13 protein-coding genes are annotated in these 19,768 nt (G+C 66.9%); 7 read left to right on the top strand and 6 right to left on the bottom strand.

Annotated elements, in window-relative coordinates:
• Positions 1–362: 362 nt before the first annotated feature.
• Positions 363–848, bottom strand: coding sequence for a hypothetical protein (locus tag BG418_RS05565; RefSeq protein ID WP_317453519.1), 486 nt, complete (start codon positions 846–848; stop codon positions 363–365).
• Between the two features lie 1,099 nt (positions 849–1,947).
• Between BG418_RS05565 and BG418_RS05560 the strand changes: the two genes are divergently transcribed.
• On the top strand, positions 1,948–3,525 hold the full coding sequence (locus BG418_RS05560; protein ID WP_188272565.1) for an FG-GAP-like repeat-containing protein: 1,578 nt from the start codon (positions 1,948–1,950) through the stop codon (positions 3,523–3,525).
• 157 nt (positions 3,526–3,682) lie between these two features.
• Here the strand turns inward: BG418_RS05560 and BG418_RS05555 are convergent, their stop codons facing one another.
• The 5 genes from BG418_RS05555 to BG418_RS05535 all read right to left on the bottom strand — a co-directional run bounded on the left by BG418_RS05555 (position 3,683) and on the right by BG418_RS05535 (position 12,187).
• Positions 3,683–4,600 carry a VCBS repeat-containing protein gene (locus BG418_RS05555; RefSeq protein ID WP_317453518.1) on the bottom strand — a complete coding sequence of 306 codons (918 nt, stop codon included), beginning with the start codon at positions 4,598–4,600 and terminating at the stop codon, positions 3,683–3,685.
• Positions 4,601–4,839: 239 nt separating this feature from the next.
• Positions 4,840–5,778: a VCBS repeat-containing protein gene (locus BG418_RS05550; protein ID WP_188272563.1), complete on the bottom strand. Its 939-nt coding sequence runs from the start codon at positions 5,776–5,778 to the stop codon at positions 4,840–4,842.
• A 252-nt stretch (positions 5,779–6,030) separates the two neighbouring features.
• Positions 6,031–7,008 (bottom strand): VCBS repeat-containing protein, encoded by a 978-nt coding sequence (locus tag BG418_RS05545; RefSeq protein WP_188272562.1) that lies wholly within the window; start codon positions 7,006–7,008, stop codon positions 6,031–6,033.
• Positions 7,009–7,245: 237 nt separating this feature from the next.
• Positions 7,246–8,181 carry a VCBS repeat-containing protein gene (locus BG418_RS05540; protein ID WP_317453517.1) on the bottom strand — a complete coding sequence of 312 codons (936 nt, stop codon included), beginning with the start codon at positions 8,179–8,181 and terminating at the stop codon, positions 7,246–7,248.
• A gap of 154 nt (positions 8,182–8,335) precedes the next feature.
• Positions 8,336–12,187, bottom strand: coding sequence for a GH92 family glycosyl hydrolase (locus tag BG418_RS05535; protein ID WP_188272560.1), 3,852 nt, complete (start codon positions 12,185–12,187; stop codon positions 8,336–8,338).
• 539 nt (positions 12,188–12,726) lie between these two features.
• On the opposite strand from BG418_RS05535, the gene ngcE reads away from it, so the two are divergent.
• The 6 genes from ngcE to BG418_RS05505 all read left to right on the top strand — a co-directional run bounded on the left by ngcE (position 12,727) and on the right by BG418_RS05505 (position 19,742).
• The gene (gene ngcE, locus BG418_RS05530; protein WP_188272559.1) at positions 12,727–14,178 is read left to right on the top strand and encodes an N-acetylglucosamine/diacetylchitobiose ABC transporter substrate-binding protein; all 1,452 of its coding nucleotides are present in this window, start codon (positions 12,727–12,729) and stop codon (positions 14,176–14,178) included.
• A gap of 60 nt (positions 14,179–14,238) precedes the next feature.
• Positions 14,239–15,165, top strand: coding sequence for a carbohydrate ABC transporter permease (locus BG418_RS05525; RefSeq protein ID WP_188272558.1), 927 nt, complete (start codon positions 14,239–14,241; stop codon positions 15,163–15,165).
• A complete protein-coding gene (locus BG418_RS05520) occupies positions 15,162–16,079 on the top strand; it encodes a carbohydrate ABC transporter permease (protein ID WP_188272557.1) in 918 nt (305 codons plus the stop codon). Before BG418_RS05525 ends, BG418_RS05520 begins: the two co-directional genes overlap by 4 nt.
• 217 nt (positions 16,080–16,296) lie before the next feature.
• Complete coding sequence (locus tag BG418_RS05515; protein ID WP_188272556.1) at positions 16,297–17,496, top strand: ROK family transcriptional regulator; 1,200 nt, start codon at positions 16,297–16,299, stop codon at positions 17,494–17,496.
• A gap of 120 nt (positions 17,497–17,616) precedes the next feature.
• Positions 17,617–18,732 (top strand): sugar ABC transporter substrate-binding protein, encoded by a 1,116-nt coding sequence (locus BG418_RS05510; protein WP_188272555.1) that lies wholly within the window; start codon positions 17,617–17,619, stop codon positions 18,730–18,732.
• Between the two features lie 221 nt (positions 18,733–18,953).
• On the top strand, positions 18,954–19,742 hold the full coding sequence (locus tag BG418_RS05505; RefSeq protein WP_188272554.1) for an ATP-binding cassette domain-containing protein: 789 nt from the start codon (positions 18,954–18,956) through the stop codon (positions 19,740–19,742).
• Positions 19,743–19,768: the final 26 nt, after the last annotated feature.

The raw sequence follows: 19,768 nt of genomic DNA, 5'->3' as shown, positions 1-19,768 counted from the left end.
ATAAGGATGTGGTTCTCCTGATGTGTGATGGTGAGGCAGGACAACAAGCCCGCAGTCGACACTGATACGGCTCGACCACCCGACGAATTGCGCCGGCAAGCATGCGTGGCCCGCTCCCGTCCCTGCCTGGAGAGGGCTGCTCTGGCCCGCAATCCGGCCCCGGCACACGGTGGGTCTCATGCAGCTCGCGCACCGGGTCGCACTGCTGGAACGGCACCCGGGGCTAAGGCTGTTCGGCTCGGTAGGTCCGTACTACTGCCCTGGCCAGCCCCCAGTGCAGGCAGGAGCGCCGGAAGCCAGGGGGTGAGGCACGTAGGAAAATGACCAGTGTCGGCAGTAGCGGGGCGAGGCCCGAGCGAACGCTACTTGGTGGTCTTGAGCTCCACGAGCATGTATTCGCGCCCTTCCTTGTCGGCGCTCTCGCCGACCCCGGTCCAGCGGTTCTTGAGGATGTCGAACGACTTGCTCTCGCTGCCGACGGTCATACTGGCCTCGGTCGTGTAGTCGTTGCCCTTGATGGAGTTGACCGAGGGGATCTCCATAGTCAGCCAGCCAGAGTTTCCGGTGACCTTGAAGCAGATCTTCTGATCCTGCTGACGGGCCAACAATTCGATGAAGCCTGTGCCACTGGCGCAGTCGACGTAGGTGATGTGGCCGTCGCCGCGCTTGAGGGTGATTTTCTTCTCCGCAAGGATCTTTGCAGCACCCGGGTAGTCGAACGTCTCGACCGCGGAGCCCGGCCCCTCTTGCGCGATCGGGCTCACCGGACCAGCCCCGCTGGAGGCAGCTGCCGGTAGCGCAAGCCAGGCCAGAGTCCCGACAGCCAACGCGGCGCCGAGAGTGCGCACCAAGAACCTCTTTCGCGACGGCTTCGCCATGACTGAGGTACACGACGTCATCATCATCCAAACTCGTCAGTTCCGGTTCAGCCGGAAATTTTTAGGCTTCTCATGGGGTCGGGATCTTTCCTGAAACTTGCATGCGTTACTGGCCCAGCACCGCACCCCAGCACTCATTCATCATGCGATGCATCACGGTTCGGTGTTTTCACGGCCCTGCCAAGCACCGCACCCCCGCCTTTGCCGCGGCCGCGCACGCCCGTGACTCCCTAGGGGCACCGGCACCTAGGGCGCCGTACGAAAGCGTGCCGCCACCTGTCGTCCCAGTGGCTGCATGGGGGAGGCCGGAGAAACCGATTCAGCTAAGGTCGCTGGTCGTTCCTGACCATCGGACGTTGTACATCGGCATTTCTCGCAGCTGAATGGCCATTGCCGCTGATACGGAAGTTCCCCGCACTTCTCACTACCCCCCGGTAGAAGGGCACGATCCCAGCGGGATACCCGCCAGGTGTCATGCCGTCAGAACGTGTGCGACGGCGAAGCCTTCGCCTGCACAGGTTCGTAGGTTATCGGATACCCCAGGGCGGACTGGCTATGGCCTCGTCATTTGGGACCGTGATGACGGCTGAAAGTGATTCGTCTGCCGAACGGTGCCCTCTAAATGGCTCCGCCCGTCACCTGCAACTACCGGCGCCGTGGTGCCGCTTCGGGATGTCACCAACTGCTGAACTCGTCTGTTTCTAGCCAATGTCTTGGCCCCAAATGACGACGTCATAGTCGGCGTGCATCACGGGGATTCCGGTGACCTGAATCACTCACCTCCCCCTTGACGTGAGCACCCGTCTAGAGTGATCTTTACGTTCACATCTTCGTGGGGCTTTTGGCCTGCTTGGCATGCCGCATGGGGTGAATGCCGCTGCGCTGCGCATGGGCCGCCTACGGGACCACTCATCATTCCGACTCCAGCCTTTCCGAAAAATCTCCAGGACTCTCATGTCTGCGATGGGTTCACGCACCGCATGGGGCCGCACCTCTGCATGCTCTCGCCGCGGCCAGCAGCCTTCTCTGAGCCCGGCCCATTCCTGAAACCTTCCGAAGGACCCCTTTGATGTCTGCAATGAGTTCGCGTGCCGCGTGGACCACAGGTCTGGTCGCCCTCGCCACGGCTGGCGGCCTCGTCACTGCGTCGCCTGCTGGTGCCGTTTCCGGCGACACTGTTCCCTCCGGCAGCTACGCGTTCACCGCGAAGCTGAACATCGGTGACGGTAAGCGCAGTTGTTCGGGGGCGTTGGTGGACGGGCAGTGGGTGCTGACTGCAGCCAGCTGCTTCGCCGACGCCAATGGCAAGGTGGCGGCCGGTGCTCCGGCGGAGAAGACCACCGTGACCTTGGACGGCCCGTCACTGTCAGGGGCGATCCCGGTCACGGTCCTGCGGCTCGTGCCGCATCCGGACCGCGACTTGGTCATGGCCCAACTGCGCACTATCTCCCCGGTCGGCGGCTTGACTCCGGCATTCAAGGTGGATCCGATCGATGTCGCCTCCAGGCCGGTGACGGCGGGTGAGAGCCTGCGGGTGACGGGCTATGGGCGGACCAAGGCCGAGTGGGTGCCCGACGCCCCGCACACCGCCACCCCCACCCTCGCCGGGGCCGATGACGCCACTCTGACCCTGACCGGCAGCAACGGGCAGACCGCGGGCGTCTGCAAGGGCGACGCGGGCGGGCCCACCTTCCGCCAGACCAGCAACGGCCGATACGAGCTCGTCGGCATCCACTCCCGCACCTGGGAGGCCGGCTGCTTCGGCTCGGATGAAACCCGTGACGGCGCCGTCGACACGCGTGTCGACACCGTCAGTTCCTGGATCCAGCAGACCCGCCTGACCACGAAGTCGATCTCGACCACGAAGGTCGTCACTGGCGCCGACTTCAACGGCGACGGCCGCACCGACATCGCCGCCGTCCTCACCGACGGCAGCCTCCACGCCTTCTACTCCGGCCCGGACGGCACCCTGGAATACGGCCGCCCGCTGTGGAAGGACAGCAGTTGGTCGAACGTCAAGCGGATCGTCGCCGGTGACTTCAACGGCGACGGCCGCACCGACATCGCCGCCATTTCGGACGACGGCGACCTCTACCTCTACCCCGGCCAGGCCGACGGCTCCCTCGGGGACCGCACCAAGATGTGGTCCGACAACTCTTGGGGGACCATGCGCCAGGTCGCCCGCTTCAAGGCCGACCGCAACGGACGCGACGGCCTGCTCGCCGTCTCGGGCGACGGCTCGCTCTACGCGTACACCGCGAACGCCAACGGCACCCTGAGCACGGACAAGCGCCGCATGTGGCCCGATAACACCTGGGACGGCAAGACCCAGTTCGCCACCGCCGACTACAACGCTGACGGCCTCGATGACATCGCCACCGTTGGCCCCACCGGCGCCCTCCAGCTGTACGCCAACAACGGCAAGGGCTCCTTCGACACCGCCAGCCAGTTGTGGCCCGACACCAGCTGGAAGAACACGCAGACCATCGTCGGCGGCGACTTCAACGGCGACGGCAAGAGCGACCTCGCCGGCCTCTCCGACGTCGCCTCCAGCCAGCCCCTCACCCAGCCCAACCTGCGCTGGTACCAGGGCGACGGCAAGGGCAACCTCGCCAACGGCCGCTCCATGTGGCCCACCCGCCCCTGACCCAGGGCCGGCGCCACAGTCCCGGCTCTTCGCCCCACTCCGGCCCGCACGTGGTGGGGACTGAGAGGTGATCATTCGCTGGGCCAAAGAGAATGGGCCGCACTCCCGTAAAGAGTGCGGCCCATTCACGTGCTCAGGACTTCAGGAATCCCGCGGATCAGAACAGCTGGCTGTACGTGTTCCAGCCGCCGGTGCCGATCTTCACGCGGGGCTTGAACGGGGCGGAGGCGTCGCCCGTGCCCGAGTAGCGCCAGAGGGTGCCGTCGTTGCCGCGCGCGATCAGGTCGGTCTTGCCGTCGCCGTCCATGTCGCCGATGGACACGATCGCGTTGTAGGTGTTCCAGCCGCCGCCGATCTTGATACGGGACTCGAACGGGGCCTTGTAGTTGCCGGTGCCCTTGTAGAGCCACAGCGTGCCGGAACCGTCGCGGGCGACGATGTCGGCCTTGCCGTCGCCCGTCAGGTCGCCGTTGCCGGCGATCTGCGTGTACTGGCCCCAGCCGCCGCCGACCTTGTAACGGGACGTCAGGGTGCCGTCCCCGTAGCCCAGGTATATGTACAGGTTGCCGCTGCCGTCACGGGCGAGCAGGTCGCCCGCCTCGGCACCGCCGAGGTTGCCGACGGACCAGATGTGGTTGTAGGTGTTCCAGCCGCCGCCGACGGTGAACTCGCCCACGTTCCACATGAAGTACCGCAGGTAACCGTCGCTGCTCCGGTACCAGATGCCGTCCGAGTAGCCGTCGCCGTTATGGTCGACCTGGGTGAGGTCTTTCTCGTTGTGCCAGTTCTCGCCGGACTTCACGCGGTCCTTGAGGCCGCCGTTTCCGTCCGGAGTGTAGCTGTACAGATTGCCGTTGCCGGCGAAGCCGTAGAGGGCGTAGTGGGGGTCCTGCGAAAATGCCCCCGACCGCAGCCCGGCCGATGCGTGGGACTTCCCGGACGCGCTGTTGGCCGACTTGGCGGGGTTCTCCGCCGCGACGGCGCTCGCGCCCGTCGCGACGAGGGCGGCGGTGACCGCCGCGGCAGCGAGACGCGAGGCTATGCGTCCACGCGTACGGCCAGAAGTCTTGGCCACGTAGTTCTCCATGGAGTTGTTGAGACGTGGCGTGCCTCATGAGGCGAGGCCCGTCACGGGATCAACGAGATCGTTTCACGGGTTTCTCACATCTTCCAAACAGGTTTGTGCGGGAATCGTCACGTCCGGTTGGCGTCGCTTCGCCTGACAACGCCGAAGGGTCGCACCGCCGAAGCGGTGCGACCCTCCGTCAAGTCGGATCAGATCTGATCAGGTCGGATCGACCGGATCGGATCGGATCAGAAGAACAGTCGGTACGTGTTCCAGCCGCCCGAGCCGATCTTCACGCGGGACTGGAACGGGGCCGCGGCGTTGCCGGTGCCCTTGTACAGCCACAGCGCGCCCGCGTTGTCGCGGGCGATGAGGTCGGCCTTGCCGTCCATGTCGATGTCGCCCGGGGCGAAGATGGCGTTGTACATGTTCCAGCCGCCACCGATCTTGGTGCGGGGCTTGAACGGGGCCTTGTAGTTGCCCGTGCCCTCGTACAGCCACAGCGTGCCGTCGGCGCCGCGCGCCACGATGTCGGCCTTGCCGTCACCGGTCAGGTCGCCGTTGCCGGCGAGCGCGGTGTACTGGCCCCAGCCGCCGCCCACGGTGTAGCGGGACGTCATCTTGCCGTTGCCGTAGCCCAGGTACAGGTACAGCGTGCCGGACGAGTCACGGCCGAGGAGGTCGCCGGCACCGGCGCCGCCCAGGTTGCCCGGGGACAGCAGGGTGTTGTAGATGTTCCAGCCGCCGCCGACCTTCCACGGGTCGGAACCGTCGGCCGCGGCGTAGGACAGGTTGCCGTTGTAGTCGGCCTGCCAGATGCCGTCCGCCAGGTTGTCGGCGTCGTTGTCGACCTGGCCGACCCACTTGAGGTTCCAGTTCGTGTTGTACGGGAAGCTGACGCGTGACTCCAGGCCGCCGTTGCCGTCGGGGTTGTAGAACCAAGCGGTGTTCGACTTGTCGATGCCGTACAGGCCGAACACCGGCGCGTCACCCGGCGCGGAGGCCGGGGTGTTGGCCGCACCCTTGAGGCCCTTGGCGGGCTTGGCGGTCGGAGCCTTGAAGGGCTTCGCCGTCGGGTTGTCGGCGGCGAACGCGGAGGCGCCGGTGCCGACGAGGGCGGCGGTAACCGCCGCGGCAGCGAGACGGGAAGCTATCCGCCCACGCTTACGGCCAGAGATCTTGGCCACGTATGTCTCCATTGGTCGAGATTGAGACGCGATGCGACTCACGGGATGAGTCGAGTCACGAGTTCAGCGGAATCGTTTCACGACTCCTTTACCTGTCAACCCGCCAGAGGCCGAAGGGGAGCAAGTCAACAGCCGTTTCTCGCCACGTGTTTACCCCCTGTATCCCGATTTGGAACAGAAGGGCCGCACCCCCTGCGTGGGGAATGCGGCCCTCCGGTTGTGTCGACGGTCGGAACAGCAATCAAACAGCAATCAGAAGAGCAACCGGTACGTGTTCCAGCCGCCGTTGCCGATCTTCACCCGGGGCTTGTACGGCGCCGCCGCGTCCCCCGTGCCCCGGTACAGCCACAGCGCGCCCGCGCCGTCGCGCGCCACCAGGTCGGTCTTTCCGTCGAGGTCCACATCGCCCGAGGACACGATGGCGTTGTAGATGTTCCAGCCGCCGCCGATCTTCGTACGGGGCTCGAAGGGGGCCTTGTAGTTGCCGGTGCCCTTGTAGAGCCACAGCGTGCCGGACGCGTCGCGGGCGACGATGTCGGGCTTGCCGTCGCCGGTCAGGTCGCCGTTGCCGGCGAGCGCGGTGTACTGGCCCCAGCCGCCGCCGACCTTGTAACGGGAGGTCAGTTTGCCGTTGCCGTAGCCCAGGTAGAGCCAGAGCGCGCCGGACGCGTCGCGGCCGAGGAGGTCGCCGCCCTCGGCGCCGCCGAGGTTTCCGGGGGACAGGAGTGTGTTGTAGATGTTCCAGCCGCCGCCCACCGTCACCGTGGTGAGGTCGGTGAGGGGCTCGAAGGTCATGGTGCCCTTCGCGTCCCACTTCCAGGTGCCGTCCGGGGCGCCGTCGGCGTCGTTGTCGACCTGTGCGGCGTTCTTGACGCCGCCCTGGCCTTCGTCCATCTGCATACGGGCCGAGAAGCCGCCCTCGAAGTCGGGCAGATAGGCGTACTCGTTGCCCGAGCGGTCCACGCCCCTGAGCGGGAAGACCGGGTAGGCGCCGTTCGGGTCGCCGTCCGCGCGCGCGGCGCCGTGCAGGGCGGCACCGCTCCTGGCGGCGATGGCCTTCTTCGCCGCGGCCTTCACCGACGCCTTGGCGGAAGAAGGTGCCGTCGGGTTGTCGGCGGCGAACGCGGAGGCGCCGGTGGCGACGAGTGCCGCGGCGACCGCCGCAGCAGCGAGACGGGCGGATATCCGCCCCCGCGTACGCCCAGAAATCTTGGCCGGAGTCTTGGCCACGTATCTCTCCAGAGTCTCGATGGTCTCGATGAGAGGTGACGCGGCACCGGCGCGCCATGGAGCCGAGCACCGGACACGTCACGCGATCAGCGAGATCCTTACACAACTCCCTTACGTGTCAACCTGTTTGAGTGCGGACCGGCCACCAAAGGACGCGCTCACGACGGAGGGTCATAGCGCACGGCAAAGGGCCGCACTCCTGGTGGGAGTACGGCCCTCTCGTCGCGTAGGACGGGATCAGAAGAACAGCCGGTACGTGTTCCAGCCGCTCGTCCCGATGTTCTGGCGCGCCGCGAACGGCGCCGCCGCGTTGCCCGTGCCCGAGTAGCGCCACAGGCCGCCGTTGGTGTCCCGGGCCAGCAGATCGGTCTTGCCGTCCAGGTCCAGGTCGCCGACGGAGAAGATGGCGTTGTAGGCGTTCCAGCCGCCGCCGATCTTGATACGGGGCTCGAAGGGGGCCTTGTAGTTGCCGGTGCCCTTGTAGAGCCACAGGGTGCCGGACGTGTCGCGGGCGACGATGTCGGGCTTGCCGTCGCCGGTCAGGTCGCCGTTGCCCGCGATCAGGTTGTACGCGTTCCAGCCGCCGCCGATCTTGTAGCGGGAGGCGACCTTGCCGTTGCCGTACCCCAGGTACAGGTACATCGTGCCGGTGGCGTCGCGGGCGAGCAGGTCGCCGGCCGAGGCGCCACCGAGGTTGCCGGGGGACACCAGCATGTTGTAGGTGTTCCAGCCGCCGCCGACGGTCCACGGGTCGGTGGCGTCGTCCGGGGCGTAGTACATCGTGCCGTTGTTGTCCCACTCCCACCAGCCGTCGGCGTAACCGTCGGCGTCGTTGTCGACCTGGACCGTGTTCTTGATCTTGTCCCAGCCCGTGTCGATCTTCGCGCGCGGGCTGAACGCGCCGCCGCCGTCGCGGATGTAGCCGTACAGCGTGTTGGCCCGGTCCGCCGCGAACAGGTCGAACTGCGGCGCGTCCGCGCTGGGTGCGGAGGCGACGCCGGAGCGCAGCGACGGCGTCAGTGTGGTGGCGCTGGTGTACGGCTTCGGCGGGTTGTCGACGGCGACGGCCGACGTACTGGTGCCGACGATCGCGGCGGCCGCCACCGCGGCGGCGAGACGGGTGGCTATCCGCCCACGCCCACGGCCGGAATTCTTGGCCACTGTCTTGGCCACGTAGTTCTCCATGAGGCTCAGATGCGTCGTGGCGCGCCTCAGCAGACGAGACGCGCCACGGGTTTCACCGGAATCTTGTCATGACTCCTTTACATGTCAATCGGCTTGAGGTAAAAGCGGCCAACTCGACATCCGTGCCCGCCCGATGGAACCGTCACCGCAGAAGTTCCGTCTCCGCTAGGGTTGCCGGGCCACCGGTGGACACCAGCCGGTAGTGCCCGTACGAGCCGGGGCGGGCCACGGAGAACACCCGGGTCTGCTTGTCCCAGGCGAACGACTCGCCGGTCCTTCTGTCGAGATCGACCCACTTCGTCCCGTCGGTGGAGCCCTGGAGGACCCAGCCCGTGGGGGCCTTGGCGCGCTCCGACGACGTCAGGGTGTACTGCACCGCGCGCGTGGGCGACGCCACCGGCAGCTCGACGGAGTCGAACGTCGCCGCCGTGGCCGAGGTGTTGTCGAAGAGCGGACCGCTCCCCGAGATCGCGTCGGACGGCGGCGTGGGCACCTTGTCGTCCCGGGTGATCGAGGTCGGCGCCGCGTTCTTGCCGCTGCCCCAGGTCGACGGACGCGGCCCCATGGCGAAGTCCAGCGTGCCGCCCCGGGCGAGCAGGGAGTGGGGGAGCGCGGTGGAGTTCCACGCCTTGCCGTTCACCCGCAACGACTGGACGTACACGTTCCGGTCGCTGTTGCGCGGCGCCTTCACCACCAGGTCGCGGCCGTTCTCCAGGTGCAGCGTCGCCTTGGTGAACAGCGGCGAGCCGATGGCGTACTCGCCGCTGCCCATGACCAGCGGATAGAACCCGAGCGCCGAGAACAGGTACCAGGCCGACATCTCGCCGTTGTCCTCGTCGCCGGGGTAGCCCTGGCCGATCTCGCTGCCGATGTACAGGCGGCGGGTCACTTCGCGGACCTTCTCCTGGGTCTTCCAGGGCTGTCCGGCCGCGTCGTACATGTAGGCCACATGGTGGGCGGGCTGGTTGGAGTGCCCGTACATGCCCATCCGCACGTCACGGGCCTCGGTCATCTCGTGGATGACGCTGCCGTACGAACCCGCGAAGTCGGGCGAGGCGGTCTCCGGGGTCGCGAAGAACGTGTCCAGCTTCCTGGCCAGTCCACCCTGGCCGCCGTACAGGTTGGCGAGACCGCGCGAGTCCTGCACAGCGGTGAACGCCATGCCCCAGCCGTTGGTCTCGGTGTAGTCGTAGCCCCAGATACGCGGGTCGTACGTGCCGCTCGGCACCCGCCAGTCGCCCTTGGCGTCGCGGCCCTGGAAGAAGCCGGGGGCGCCCGCACCGGCGCTGGCCGCCTTGGGGTCGAAGAGCTTGACGTAGTTCTGGGCGCGGCCCAGGAAGTACGTGGACTCGTCCTTGTAGCGGGACTTGCCCGTCTTCTTGTAGAGCGCCTCGCCCATCCGCGCCAGGCCGTAGTCGTTGAGGTAGCCCTCCAGGGACCAGGACAGGCCCTCGCCGGTCGAGGTCGGGGTGTAGCCGAGGAACGGTGAGGTGTCCATGCCCTTGCGGCCGACCCCCGGCGACGGCGGGGCGACCGTGGCGTTCTTCAACGCGGCCTCATAAGCGGCCTCGCCGTCGAACTTCACGCCCTTCACATACGCGTCCGCGAACGCCACGTCCGAGCTGGTGCCGGTCATCAGGTCCGCGTAACCGGGTGAGGACCAGCGGGAGATCCAGCCGCCGTCCTTGTACTGCTGGACGAACCCGTCGACCATCTCGCCCGCCCGACCTGGGGTGAGCAGCGAGTACGCGGGCCAGGTCGTGCGATAGGTGTCCCAGAAGCCGTTGTTGACGTACACCTTGCCGTCGACGATCTTCGCGCCGGTGTGGGTGGGGGTGTTCTCACCGGTGCCGGGGGAGAAGGGGCTGGCGTAGACGTCCTTCGAACCGGCCTTCTCGGAGCTGGAGTTGGGGTAGAGGTAGAGCCGGTAGAGCGAGGAGTAGAGGGTGGTGAGCTGGTCCTGGCTCGCGCCCTCGACCTCGACCCGGCCCAGGATCCGGTCCCAGGCGCGCTGCGCCTGGTCCTTGACCCGGTCGAAGGGCGTCCCGGCGGGGATCTCGGCGGCGAGGTTCGCCTTGGCCTGGTCCACACTGATGAGTGATGTCGCGAGCCGCAGGGTGACGGTCCGGTCCTTGCCGGGTTTCAGGCGCAGATAACCGGTGACGTCCGCGCCCCCGCCGCCGGGCAGCTTGGCCCCCGCGGTGGCCGGCGCGTCGAAGACCCCGTACACGAAGAGCCTGGTCGCGCCCGCCGACAGACCGCTCTTCACATCGGAGTAGCCGGTGAACGAGGACGTCGACGGGTCCAGGGTGAGCCCGCCGTTGTTGTTGACGTTGTCGAGGACGACGCTCGCGTCGTCACCGGGATAGGTGAACCGCATCGTCGCCGCGTGATCGGTGGGCGCCATCTCGGCCTTGAGGCCGTTCTCGAAGGTGACCCCGTAGTAGTACGGCTTCGCCACCTCGTTCTCGTGCTTGAACGGCAGCGCCCGCGCGGTCCGCGAGGCGTCCGGGGTCCCGGCCGCAGCGGACGGCATCAGCTGGAACGTCTGCCGGTCGCCCATCCACGGGCTCGGCTCATGGCTGGCCCCGAACGCCTGCAACACCGGCAGATTGTCCGTGTTGTTGCGCCGCGCGTAGTCGTACAGCCAGTCCTGGGATGCGGCGTTGGTCATCGGGGTCCAGAAGTTGAACCCGTTGGGCACGGCCGTCGCCGGGAAGGTGTTGCCGCGCGAGAAGGAGCCGCTGGAGTTGGTGCCCCGGGTGGTCAGGGCGTAGTCGGAGAGGTGCGCGAGGCGCTTTTCCGGCTTCTTCGGGGCGATCGCGATGTCGTCGATCCAGCCCTGGAATTTCGCCGGGCCCTTGGGCGAGTCGTACGCGAGGAGGATCCGGTCGACGGTCTTGCCCGCGGCCACCGCGCCGATCCGCGACGACACCTGGTTCCACTGGTTCACATAGAGCGTCTTCGCCGCGCCCTGGCCCTGCGGGCTGAGCAGCCCGCCGTGCGAGTCGACGGCCCGCAGATCACTCAGATAGGTGCCGTCGGTGAAGGCGAGGTCCACCGACACGTTCGTGGCGGGGTAGTTGAGGTCCGTCTCCGGCATCGACGGGAAGATCTTGTAGTCGAGCTCGGTGTCCCGGCCGATCCGGGTGTTCACGTGGAAGACCTTGTTGTACGAGTACGCCCGGCCGTCCGCCTTGTGCGTACCGGCGTAACGCAGGGCCCTCTTTCCGGTGAATCCGGCGTTCGCCTTGGCGGTCGGCGATCCGCCCGGTCCCCGGTCGGGCTGGGTGCGCATGTCCGGCGGGACGGGGGTGTTGGTGTTCCCGTCGGAGAACTGGATGTCCGCCAGCTGGGTGATGTCCGCGCCGCTGTTGCGGGTGATCTCCAGGCGGTAGTGCGCGTACGCCGTGGAGTTGGTGAAGTCGTACGACTTGGTCTGGAAGCGCGAGGAGAACGTTTCGCCGGACCGGGTGTCGAGCGTCGTCCAGCTCTTGCCGTCCGCCGACCCCTTCAGCGTCCAGTCCTTGGGGTCGCGGGGAGCGGCGTCATTGGCCGAGGTCAGGGCGTAGGTGACGACCTTGACGGGCGCGTCGAGATCGAACTCCAGCCAGGCGGTCGGGGCGAAGGCGAGCCACTTGGTGCTGGGCTGGCCGTCGACGAGGTTCTCCTTCACCTCGCCCGAGGCCTCGTTCTCGGCGCTCGCCCGGACCTCGGTCACGTGGTCGGTGACATTGCCCGGTATTCCGCTGGTGAAGGAGCCGTCGACGCCCGACGCGCGCTTGGTGCCGTCGGGTCCGCTGTCCACGGTGTTGAGCCAGTCGGGTTGCGGCTGGCCGGTTTCGAACGATGTCCGGAACGTGTCGCCGCCCGAAGCGGGTTCGGCGACGGCAGGCTGGGCGGTCGCGGCCCACTGGGCGGTCACGACGAGCATGAAGGCGGCAGCCGCCAGGGCGGCCGCCGGTCCTTGTCTGTGCCGGGATCCGGTCGGCATAGGGGGCCTTTCGATTGGCGGGCGCATGACACACCTCGGCCGAAACAGGGACACGTCCGGCCGGTGTACGGCGGTCATACGATCTGGACAACGTTGTCAGAGTGAAAATGCAGGATCCAGTAGGAAGGTAAGTCATAGGTGGTGTCAAGGGTGTTGAGGGGGAATGGCGCGGTCGTCCCGGATCTTGCCGGAAGTGTCGCGTCGGCGCGGCCCGTCGCGCTCCGCCGCCAGATATCCAGGAGGTCTCAACTCGGGAAAGGATGCCGTCCAACCATGCTTTCGATCTTGCTCAGTTGACGGAAAGTGGACTATACCTGTCGGCGTCCGCTCCGCCGGGAAACCGACGGACCTGGGGGACGGAGGACGTCGGGGAAGCAACGGCACGTCATCCTCCGCACAGTCCGACGTATCCGCTGCGTACCCTGCACTACCCAAGCTTCAGCACAACTGACCGCGGTGGCGGGGCCCTTCGCCTGTTGGCGATTCGGTACGGGCGACCGGTACACCGCCTGAGTCCTGGAGAAGGCGAGGACTTGAGCATGGGATCCACCTCCGCCCACGACACCAATGAGGGCCTGGGCCGTCGCGATCTGATCAAGCGGTCCGCGGCGCTCGGTCTGATCGCTGTTCCGGCAATGGGCTTCCTGTCCGCCTGTGCGAGCGGCAGTGACGACAGCGGCACGAAGCCCACCAAGGGCACCAAGTCCGCCCAGAATCCGCTGGCCGTCAATGAGACGGCCCCCCTCGAAGTCGTCATCTTCGACGGCGGATTCGGCACCAAGTACGCGACCGACGCGAATGCCGTCTACCAGAAGGCGTTCCCGAAGGCAAAGATCAATTTCCACAAGACCCAGAAGATCCAGTCGGAACTCCAGCCGAAGTTCAACGGCGGCACCCCGCCGGACCTGATCGACAACTCGGGCGCCGAGCAGATGGACATGGGCGTCCTGGTCGGCAAGAGCCAGCTCACCGACCTCACCCCGCTGCTCGACGCGCCCTCCATCGACGACCCGAACAAGAAGGTCCGCGACACGCTGCGGCCCGGCATCGTCGAGATGGGCCAGTTCGACGGTGAGCAGTGCTGGATCTTCTACTACGCGTACACCGTGTACGGCGTCTGGTACTCGCAGACCGCGCTGGACAAGCTGGACGCCAAGTACCCCGAGACCTGGGACGAGATGCTCGCCCTGTGCGAGAAGGCGAAGAAGCAGGGCATCGCCGGCTGGACCTACCCCGGCAAGTACCCGTACTACCTGCCGTTCTCGCTCTACCCGTTCATCGCCAAGATCGGCGGCAGGGAAGTCCTCGACGCCATCGACAACCTGGAGCCGAAGGCCTGGGAGCACCCGGCCGTCAAGGCCGCGTTCGAGGCGTACTACGAGCTCTACAAGAAGGGCTACATCCTCCAGGGCACCCCGGGCATGACCCACATCCAGGCGCAGACCGCCTGGACCAAGGGGCAGGCGCTGTTCATCCCCAACGGCTCCTGGGTGGAGAACGAGGCGGCTCCCACCACGCCCAAGGACTTCAAGATGATGGTGGGCGCGCCCTCCAGCCTGGACGGCAACGACAAGATGCCGTTCGGCACCATCTGGGCGTCCGGCGGCGAGCCGTTCATCGTCCCGGCCAAGGCCAAGAACCCGGCGGGCGGCATGGAGCAGCTGCGCATCATGCTCAGCGAGGCGTCCTCGAAGAACTTCACCACCCAGGTGAAGTCGCTCTCCGCCTTCAACGGCGGCACCGACGGCCTCCAGCTCTCCACGGCGCTGCAGTCCGGTGTCGACGCGCTGAAGAAGGCCGGCACCAATGTCGTCAACCCGCGGCTCCAGGACTGGTATGTGAAGCTCCAGAAGGAGCAGATCGGTGTCTCGGGTCTCGGCGAGATGATGGCCGGCCGCGCGACCCCGGCGGAGACCATCAAGAAGATCCAGGGGTACGCCGACAAGGCCGCCCAGGACCAGAACATCAAGCACTACAAGCACAAGAAGTAGCGGCACAGTGGGCAAGCGTCACCAGCGGCGGCACCCGCCAGCAGATCGGGGTCGGTAACCATGCAACACGGCAAGTACCGGTTCATCGTGGGATTTCTGGTACTCCCACTGGCGTTGTACTCACTCTTCGTCATCTGGCCGTTCGTCCAGTCCATCTACTACTCGTTCACGGACTGGACCGGTCTGAGCCCGGACTTCAAGATGGTCGGCTTCGACAACTACAAGCGGATGTTCCACGACGACATCTTCTGGAAGTCGTTGCGGCACAGTCTGCTGTTCGTGGCGCTGCTTCCGCTGGTGACGCTGGGTCTCGCGCTGTTCTTCGCCTTCATGCTCAATGTCGGCGGGCGGCGCCGGAAAGGCGCCGCCATCGCCGGAGTGCGCGGCTCCGGTTTCTACAAAATCGCGTACTTCTTTCCGCAGGTGCTCTCGATCGCGATCGTCGCCCTGCTCTTCCAGTTCGCGTACAACCCCAATAACGGCGTCATCAACTCGGCGCTCAAGGGCGTCGGTCTCGGCAGCGTCCAGCCCAACTGGCTGGGCGATCCGAAACTGGCCCTCTACTGCGTGATGGCCGTGCTCGTCTGGTCCACGGTCGGCTTCTTCGTGGTCCTGTTCTCGGCCGGAATGGCCTCCATTCCCCGGGACTTCTACGAGGCGGCGCTGCTCGACGGGGCGAGCCGTTTCACCACGTTCTTCCGGATCACCCTGCCGCTCCTGTGGGACACCGTGCAGTCCGGCTGGGTCTACATGGGGATCCTGGCGCTCGGCGCCGAGGCGTTCGCCTCCGTGCAGATCATGACGGTGGGCCCCGGCGGCCCCGACTACTCGACCACGGTGCTGCCGCTGTACGTCTATCAGTCGGCGTTCCGCGACGGGCAGGCCGGCTACGCGACCACGATCGGTGTCGCGCTCCTCGTCGTCACGCTGCTGTTCGCGGCGATCGTGATGCGGCTGGGGCGGCGCGAGCGGCTGGAGTTCTCATGACCACTGACACCTCGACCGCCGACCTCGCCGAGGAGGAGCGTCCTCCCGTGGCCGAACAGAGCGCGCCCGCCGCCAAGGAGAGCAAGGGCGAGGGGCGGATCCTCAACGTCTTCTCGCACGGTGTGCTGATCATCTGGGCGTTCATGGTCGTGATCCCGCTGCTCTGGGCGGTCATGGCGTCGTTCAAGGACGACGACTCGATCCTGTCGACCCCGTGGGCGCTCCCGGACAAGCTGCACTTCGACAACTGGTCGCGCGCCTGGTCCCAGGCCCACATGAGCGACTACTTCGGCAACACCCTGATCGTGGTGGGCGGTTCGCTCTTCGGGACGCTGCTGCTCGGCTCGATGGCCGCGTATGTGCTGGCGCGCTTCGACTTCCCCGGGAACCGGTTCATCTACTACCTGTTCATCGGCGGGATGAGCTTCCCGATCATGCTGGCGCTGGTGCCGCTGTTCTACGTGATGAACAACCTGAGCCTGCTGAACACGACGCACGGGCTGATCCTGGTCTACATCGCGTACTCGCTGCCGTTCACGGTCTTCTTCCTCACCTCGTTCTTCCGTACGCTGCCGACCTCGGTCGCCGAGGCGGCGATGATCGACGGCGCCTCCCACACCCGTACCTTCTTCCAGGTGATGCTGCCGATGGCCCGTCCGGGTCTGATCAGCGTGGGCATCTTCAACTTCCTGGGGCAGTGGAACCAGTACATGCTGCCGACGGTCCTCAACACGGACCCGGACAAGCGGGTGCTCTCGCAGGGTCTGGTCGAGCTCGCGACCAGCCAGGGGTACAAGGGCGACTGGTCGGGGCTGATGGCGGGACTGGTCATGGCCATGCTGCCGGTGCTCGCCGCGTACATCGTCTTCCAGCGGCAGGTCGTCGCGGGCCTGACGGCGGGGGCGCTGAAGTAGCGGTACGTCACACTCCGTATCCACCACGGGACCGCCCGTCGGCGACACGCCGACGGGCGGTCCCGTGGTATGTCCCACTGCTCAGGTCTTGACGGGAGACAACCCGAAAGGCTCAGCTTAGAGTTCACATGTTGGAGATAGGACGGGGCCTCGGAGTTGCGGTCCCGTGCGGGGGCGGCCGTCGTGCCGCCTGCCTACGGCGGGAGTGGATGAGTCGATGGAGACTCCGGGGTCGCAGACGTCATTGCACCGGGCCAACCTTGAGCGGGTCGTACGTGCGGTCCGCATGGCCGGCTCACTCACCCAGGCCGAGATCGCCAGGACGACAGGGCTCTCCGCGGCCACGGTCTCCAACATCGTTCGGGAGCTGAAGGACAGCGGCACCGTCGAGGTCACGCCCACGTCGGCGGGCGGCCGCCGGGCCCGCAGCGTCTCGCTCAGCGGCTCCGCGGGCATCGTGATCGGCGTCGACTTCGGGCATACGCACCTGCGCGTCGCGGTCGGCAACCTGGCCCACCAGGTGCTCGCCGAGGAGTCCGAGCCGCTGGACGTCGACGCCTCCGCCGCGGAGGGCTTCGACCGGGCGGAACAGCTGGTCAACCGCCTGATCGCGGCCACCGGCATCGGCCCCGACAAGGTCATCGGCGTCGGCCTCGGCGTGCCCGGCCCCATCGACATGGAGTCCGGCACGCTGGGTTCCACGTCCATCCTGCCGGGCTGGACCGGCATCAACCCCAGCGAGGAGCTCTCGGGCCGGCTGGGCGTGCCGGTCTACGTCGACAACGACGCCAACCTGGGCGCGCTCGGCGAGCTGGTCTGGGGCAGCGGGCGCGGGGTCAAGGACCTGGCGTACATCAAGGTCGCGAGCGGTGTCGGCGCGGGTCTGGTCATCGACGGGCAGATGTACCGGGGCCCGGGCGGCACGGCGGGCGAGATCGGGCACATCACCCTGGACGAGTCGGGCCCGGTGTGCCGCTGCGGCAACCGCGGCTGCCTGGAGACCTTCACGGCCGCGCGGTACGTCCTGCCGCTGCTCCAGTCGAGCCACGGACCCGATCTGACCATGGAACGCGTGGTCCAGCTGGCCCGCGAGGGCGACCCCGGCTGCCGGCGTGTCGTCGCGGACGTGGGCCGCCACATCGGCAGCGGTGTCGCCAACCTCTGCAATCTGCTCAACCCCAGCCGGGTGGTGCTCGGCGGCGATCTGGCCGAGGCCGGTGAGCTGGTCCTGGGGCCCATCAGGGACTCCGTGTCGCGGTACGCCATCCCCAGTGCGGCGCGCCAGCTTTCGGTCCTTCCGGGTGCCCTGGGCGGGCGCGCCGAGGTGCTCGGCGCGCTGGCTCTGGTACTGAGTGAAATGGGCGATTCGACCCTGTTGGAGAACGCTCTTCCGGCGAGCACCCCTGCCTTCACTTAGATAACGGATGGCACCGTTGTCATCTCGTTAAGGATTTACTCCTTGACGGTGGCTCCCCGGCCGAGTTGACTTCCAGCCACCTCGGCCGCAACGTCGCGGCCTCGTCAGGGAGGTTTCAGAATGAACACGCGTATGCGTCGTGCCGCCGTGGCCGTGGCCGCCACCGCGATGGCTGTCTCTCTCGCCGCCTGTGGCAGCGCCAAGGAATCCGGCAACAAGACGAAGGAGTCGTCCGGCTCCACCAAGGGCGACGCCATCAAGATCGGTCTGCTCCTGCCGGAGAACCAGACCGCGCGCTACGAGAAGTTCGACAAGCCGCTCATCGAGAAGAAGGTCAGCGACCTGACCAACGGCAAGGGCCAGGTGATCTACGCCAACGCCAAGCAGGACGCGACGACGCAGACGCAGCAGGTCGACACGATGATCACCAACAAGGTCGACGCGCTGATCGTGGACGCGGTGGACTCGAAGGCGATCGCGGGTGCGGTGAAGAAGGCCAAGGACGCGGGTATCCCGGTCGTGGCGTTCGACCGTCTGGCCGAGGGTCCGATCGACGCGTACACGTCGTTCGACAACGAGCAGGTCGGCCATGTGCAGGGCAAGGCCCTGGTGGACGCGCTGGGTTCGAAGGCGAAGGACGGTGACATCGTGATGATGAACGGTGCGATCACCGACCCGAACGCCGCGCTGTTCAAGAAGGGCGCGCACGCCGAGCTGGACGGCAAGGTGAACATCGGCAAGGAGTACGACACCAAGGAGTGGAAGCCGGAGAACGCCAACGCCAACATGGAGGGCGCGATCTCGGCCCTGGGCAAGGACAAGATCATCGGTGTCTACTCCGCGAACGACGGCATGGCGGGCGGCATCATCACGGCCCTGAAGGCCGCCGGTCTCTCCAAGCTTCCCCCGGTCACCGGCCAGGACGCGGAACTCGCGGGCGTGCAGCGCATCGTCGCGGGCGAGCAGTTCATGAGCGTCTACAAGCCGTACGTCCAGGAGGGCCCGATCGCGGCCGAGATGGCCGTCGCGCTCGCCAAGGGTGAGAAGCTGGACTCGATCGCGAAGTCCAAGGTCGACAGCCCGACCACGAAGGGCGTCCCGTCGGTCATCCTGCCGGTCGTCTCGCTGACCAAGGACAACATCAAGGACACCGTCATCAAGGACGGTATCTACAAGGTCGACGAGATCTGCACCGCGAACTACAAGGCCGCCTGCGACGCGATCGGTCTGAAGTAGTTCCCCGCCGGGTCCCGCCCACGTACACAGCCTCCCGCTCGCGTACGTGACCGGGTTCCCGGCCCCCCCCGAAGCCCCTCCGGCGCCCCGCCCTCCTTCTCAGCCCCCGCTATCGGGCGGGGTGCCGGACGGAACGCTTCTCCTCCTCGTTCTCTTCTGCTCAACCTTCGCGCCCCCTCTCCTCGGGGCGCGGCATCCCCGCCGGTCAGGCGGCGAAGGAGATGGTTCACGTGTCCGCTACGCCCGTGCTGGCGTTGCGCGGGGTCTCCAAGCGGTTCGGTGCTGTTCAGGCGCTCACCGACGTAGAGCTTGAGGTCCACGCCGGTGAGGTGGTCGCCCTGGTCGGCGACAACGGTGCCGGAAAGTCCACGCTGGTCAAGACGATCGCCGGCGTCCACCCCATCGATGACGGCGCCATCGAGTGGGAAGGGAAGTCCGTACAGATCAACAAGCCGCACGACGCCCAGAGCCTGGGCATCGCGACCGTCTACCAGGACCTCGCGCTGTGCGACAACATCGACGTCGTCGGCAACCTCTACCTCGGCCGGGAGCTGCGCAAGCGCGGCATCCTCGACGAGGTCGAGATGGAGCGCCGCTCGCGCGAGCTGCTCACGACGCTGTCGATCCGCATCCCGAGCGTGCGCATCCCGATCGCCTCGCTCTCCGGCGGCCAGCGGCAGACCGTCGCCATCGCCCGCTCGATGCTGGGCGAGCCCAAGCTCGTCATCCTCGACGAGCCCACCGCGGCCCTCGGCGTCGAGCAGACCGCGCAGGTCCTCGACCTGGTCGAGCGGCTGCGCGAGCGCGGCCACGCGGTCATCCTCATCAGCCACAACATGGCCGATGTGAAGGCCGTCGCCGACAAGGTCGCGGTGCTGCGCCTCGGCCGCAACAACGGAGTCTTCGAGGTCAAGACCACCTCGCAGGAAGACATCATCTCCGCCATCACCGGCGCCACGGACAACGCCGTGACCCGCCGTGCGGCGCGCAACGCGGAGGTTCAGAAGTGAGCACCGACAAGACCTCCCCCGTGGAC

Origin of the sequence: Streptomyces sp. CBMA152 (genome assembly GCF_014596475.1) — a bacterium.
In the GTDB taxonomy this organism is placed as follows: domain Bacteria; phylum Actinomycetota; class Actinomycetes; order Streptomycetales; family Streptomycetaceae; genus Streptomyces.
Note: the sequence above shows the minus strand (reverse complement) of the source record. Positions and strands in the feature narration are given on the sequence as shown.

Bases quoted from the DNA above. Each gene is read 5' to 3' on its own strand.
- BG418_RS05520 (WP_188272557.1), top strand. From the start codon at position 15,162: ATGACCACTGACACCTCGACCGCCGACCTCGCCGAGGAGGAGCGTCCT.
- BG418_RS05505 (WP_188272554.1), top strand. From the start codon at position 18,954: ATGGTTCACGTGTCCGCTACGCCCGTGCTGGCGTTGCGCGGGGTCTCC.
- BG418_RS05515 (WP_188272556.1), top strand. From the start codon at position 16,297: ATGGAGACTCCGGGGTCGCAGACGTCATTGCACCGGGCCAACCTTGAG.
- ngcE (WP_188272559.1), top strand. From the start codon at position 12,727: ATGGGATCCACCTCCGCCCACGACACCAATGAGGGCCTGGGCCGTCGC.
- BG418_RS05560 (WP_188272565.1), top strand. From the start codon at position 1,948: ATGTCTGCAATGAGTTCGCGTGCCGCGTGGACCACAGGTCTGGTCGCC.
- BG418_RS05510 (WP_188272555.1), top strand. From the start codon at position 17,617: ATGAACACGCGTATGCGTCGTGCCGCCGTGGCCGTGGCCGCCACCGCG.
- BG418_RS05525 (WP_188272558.1), top strand. From the start codon at position 14,239: ATGCAACACGGCAAGTACCGGTTCATCGTGGGATTTCTGGTACTCCCA.
- BG418_RS05535 (WP_188272560.1), bottom strand. From the start codon at position 12,187: ATGCCGACCGGATCCCGGCACAGACAAGGACCGGCGGCCGCCCTGGCG.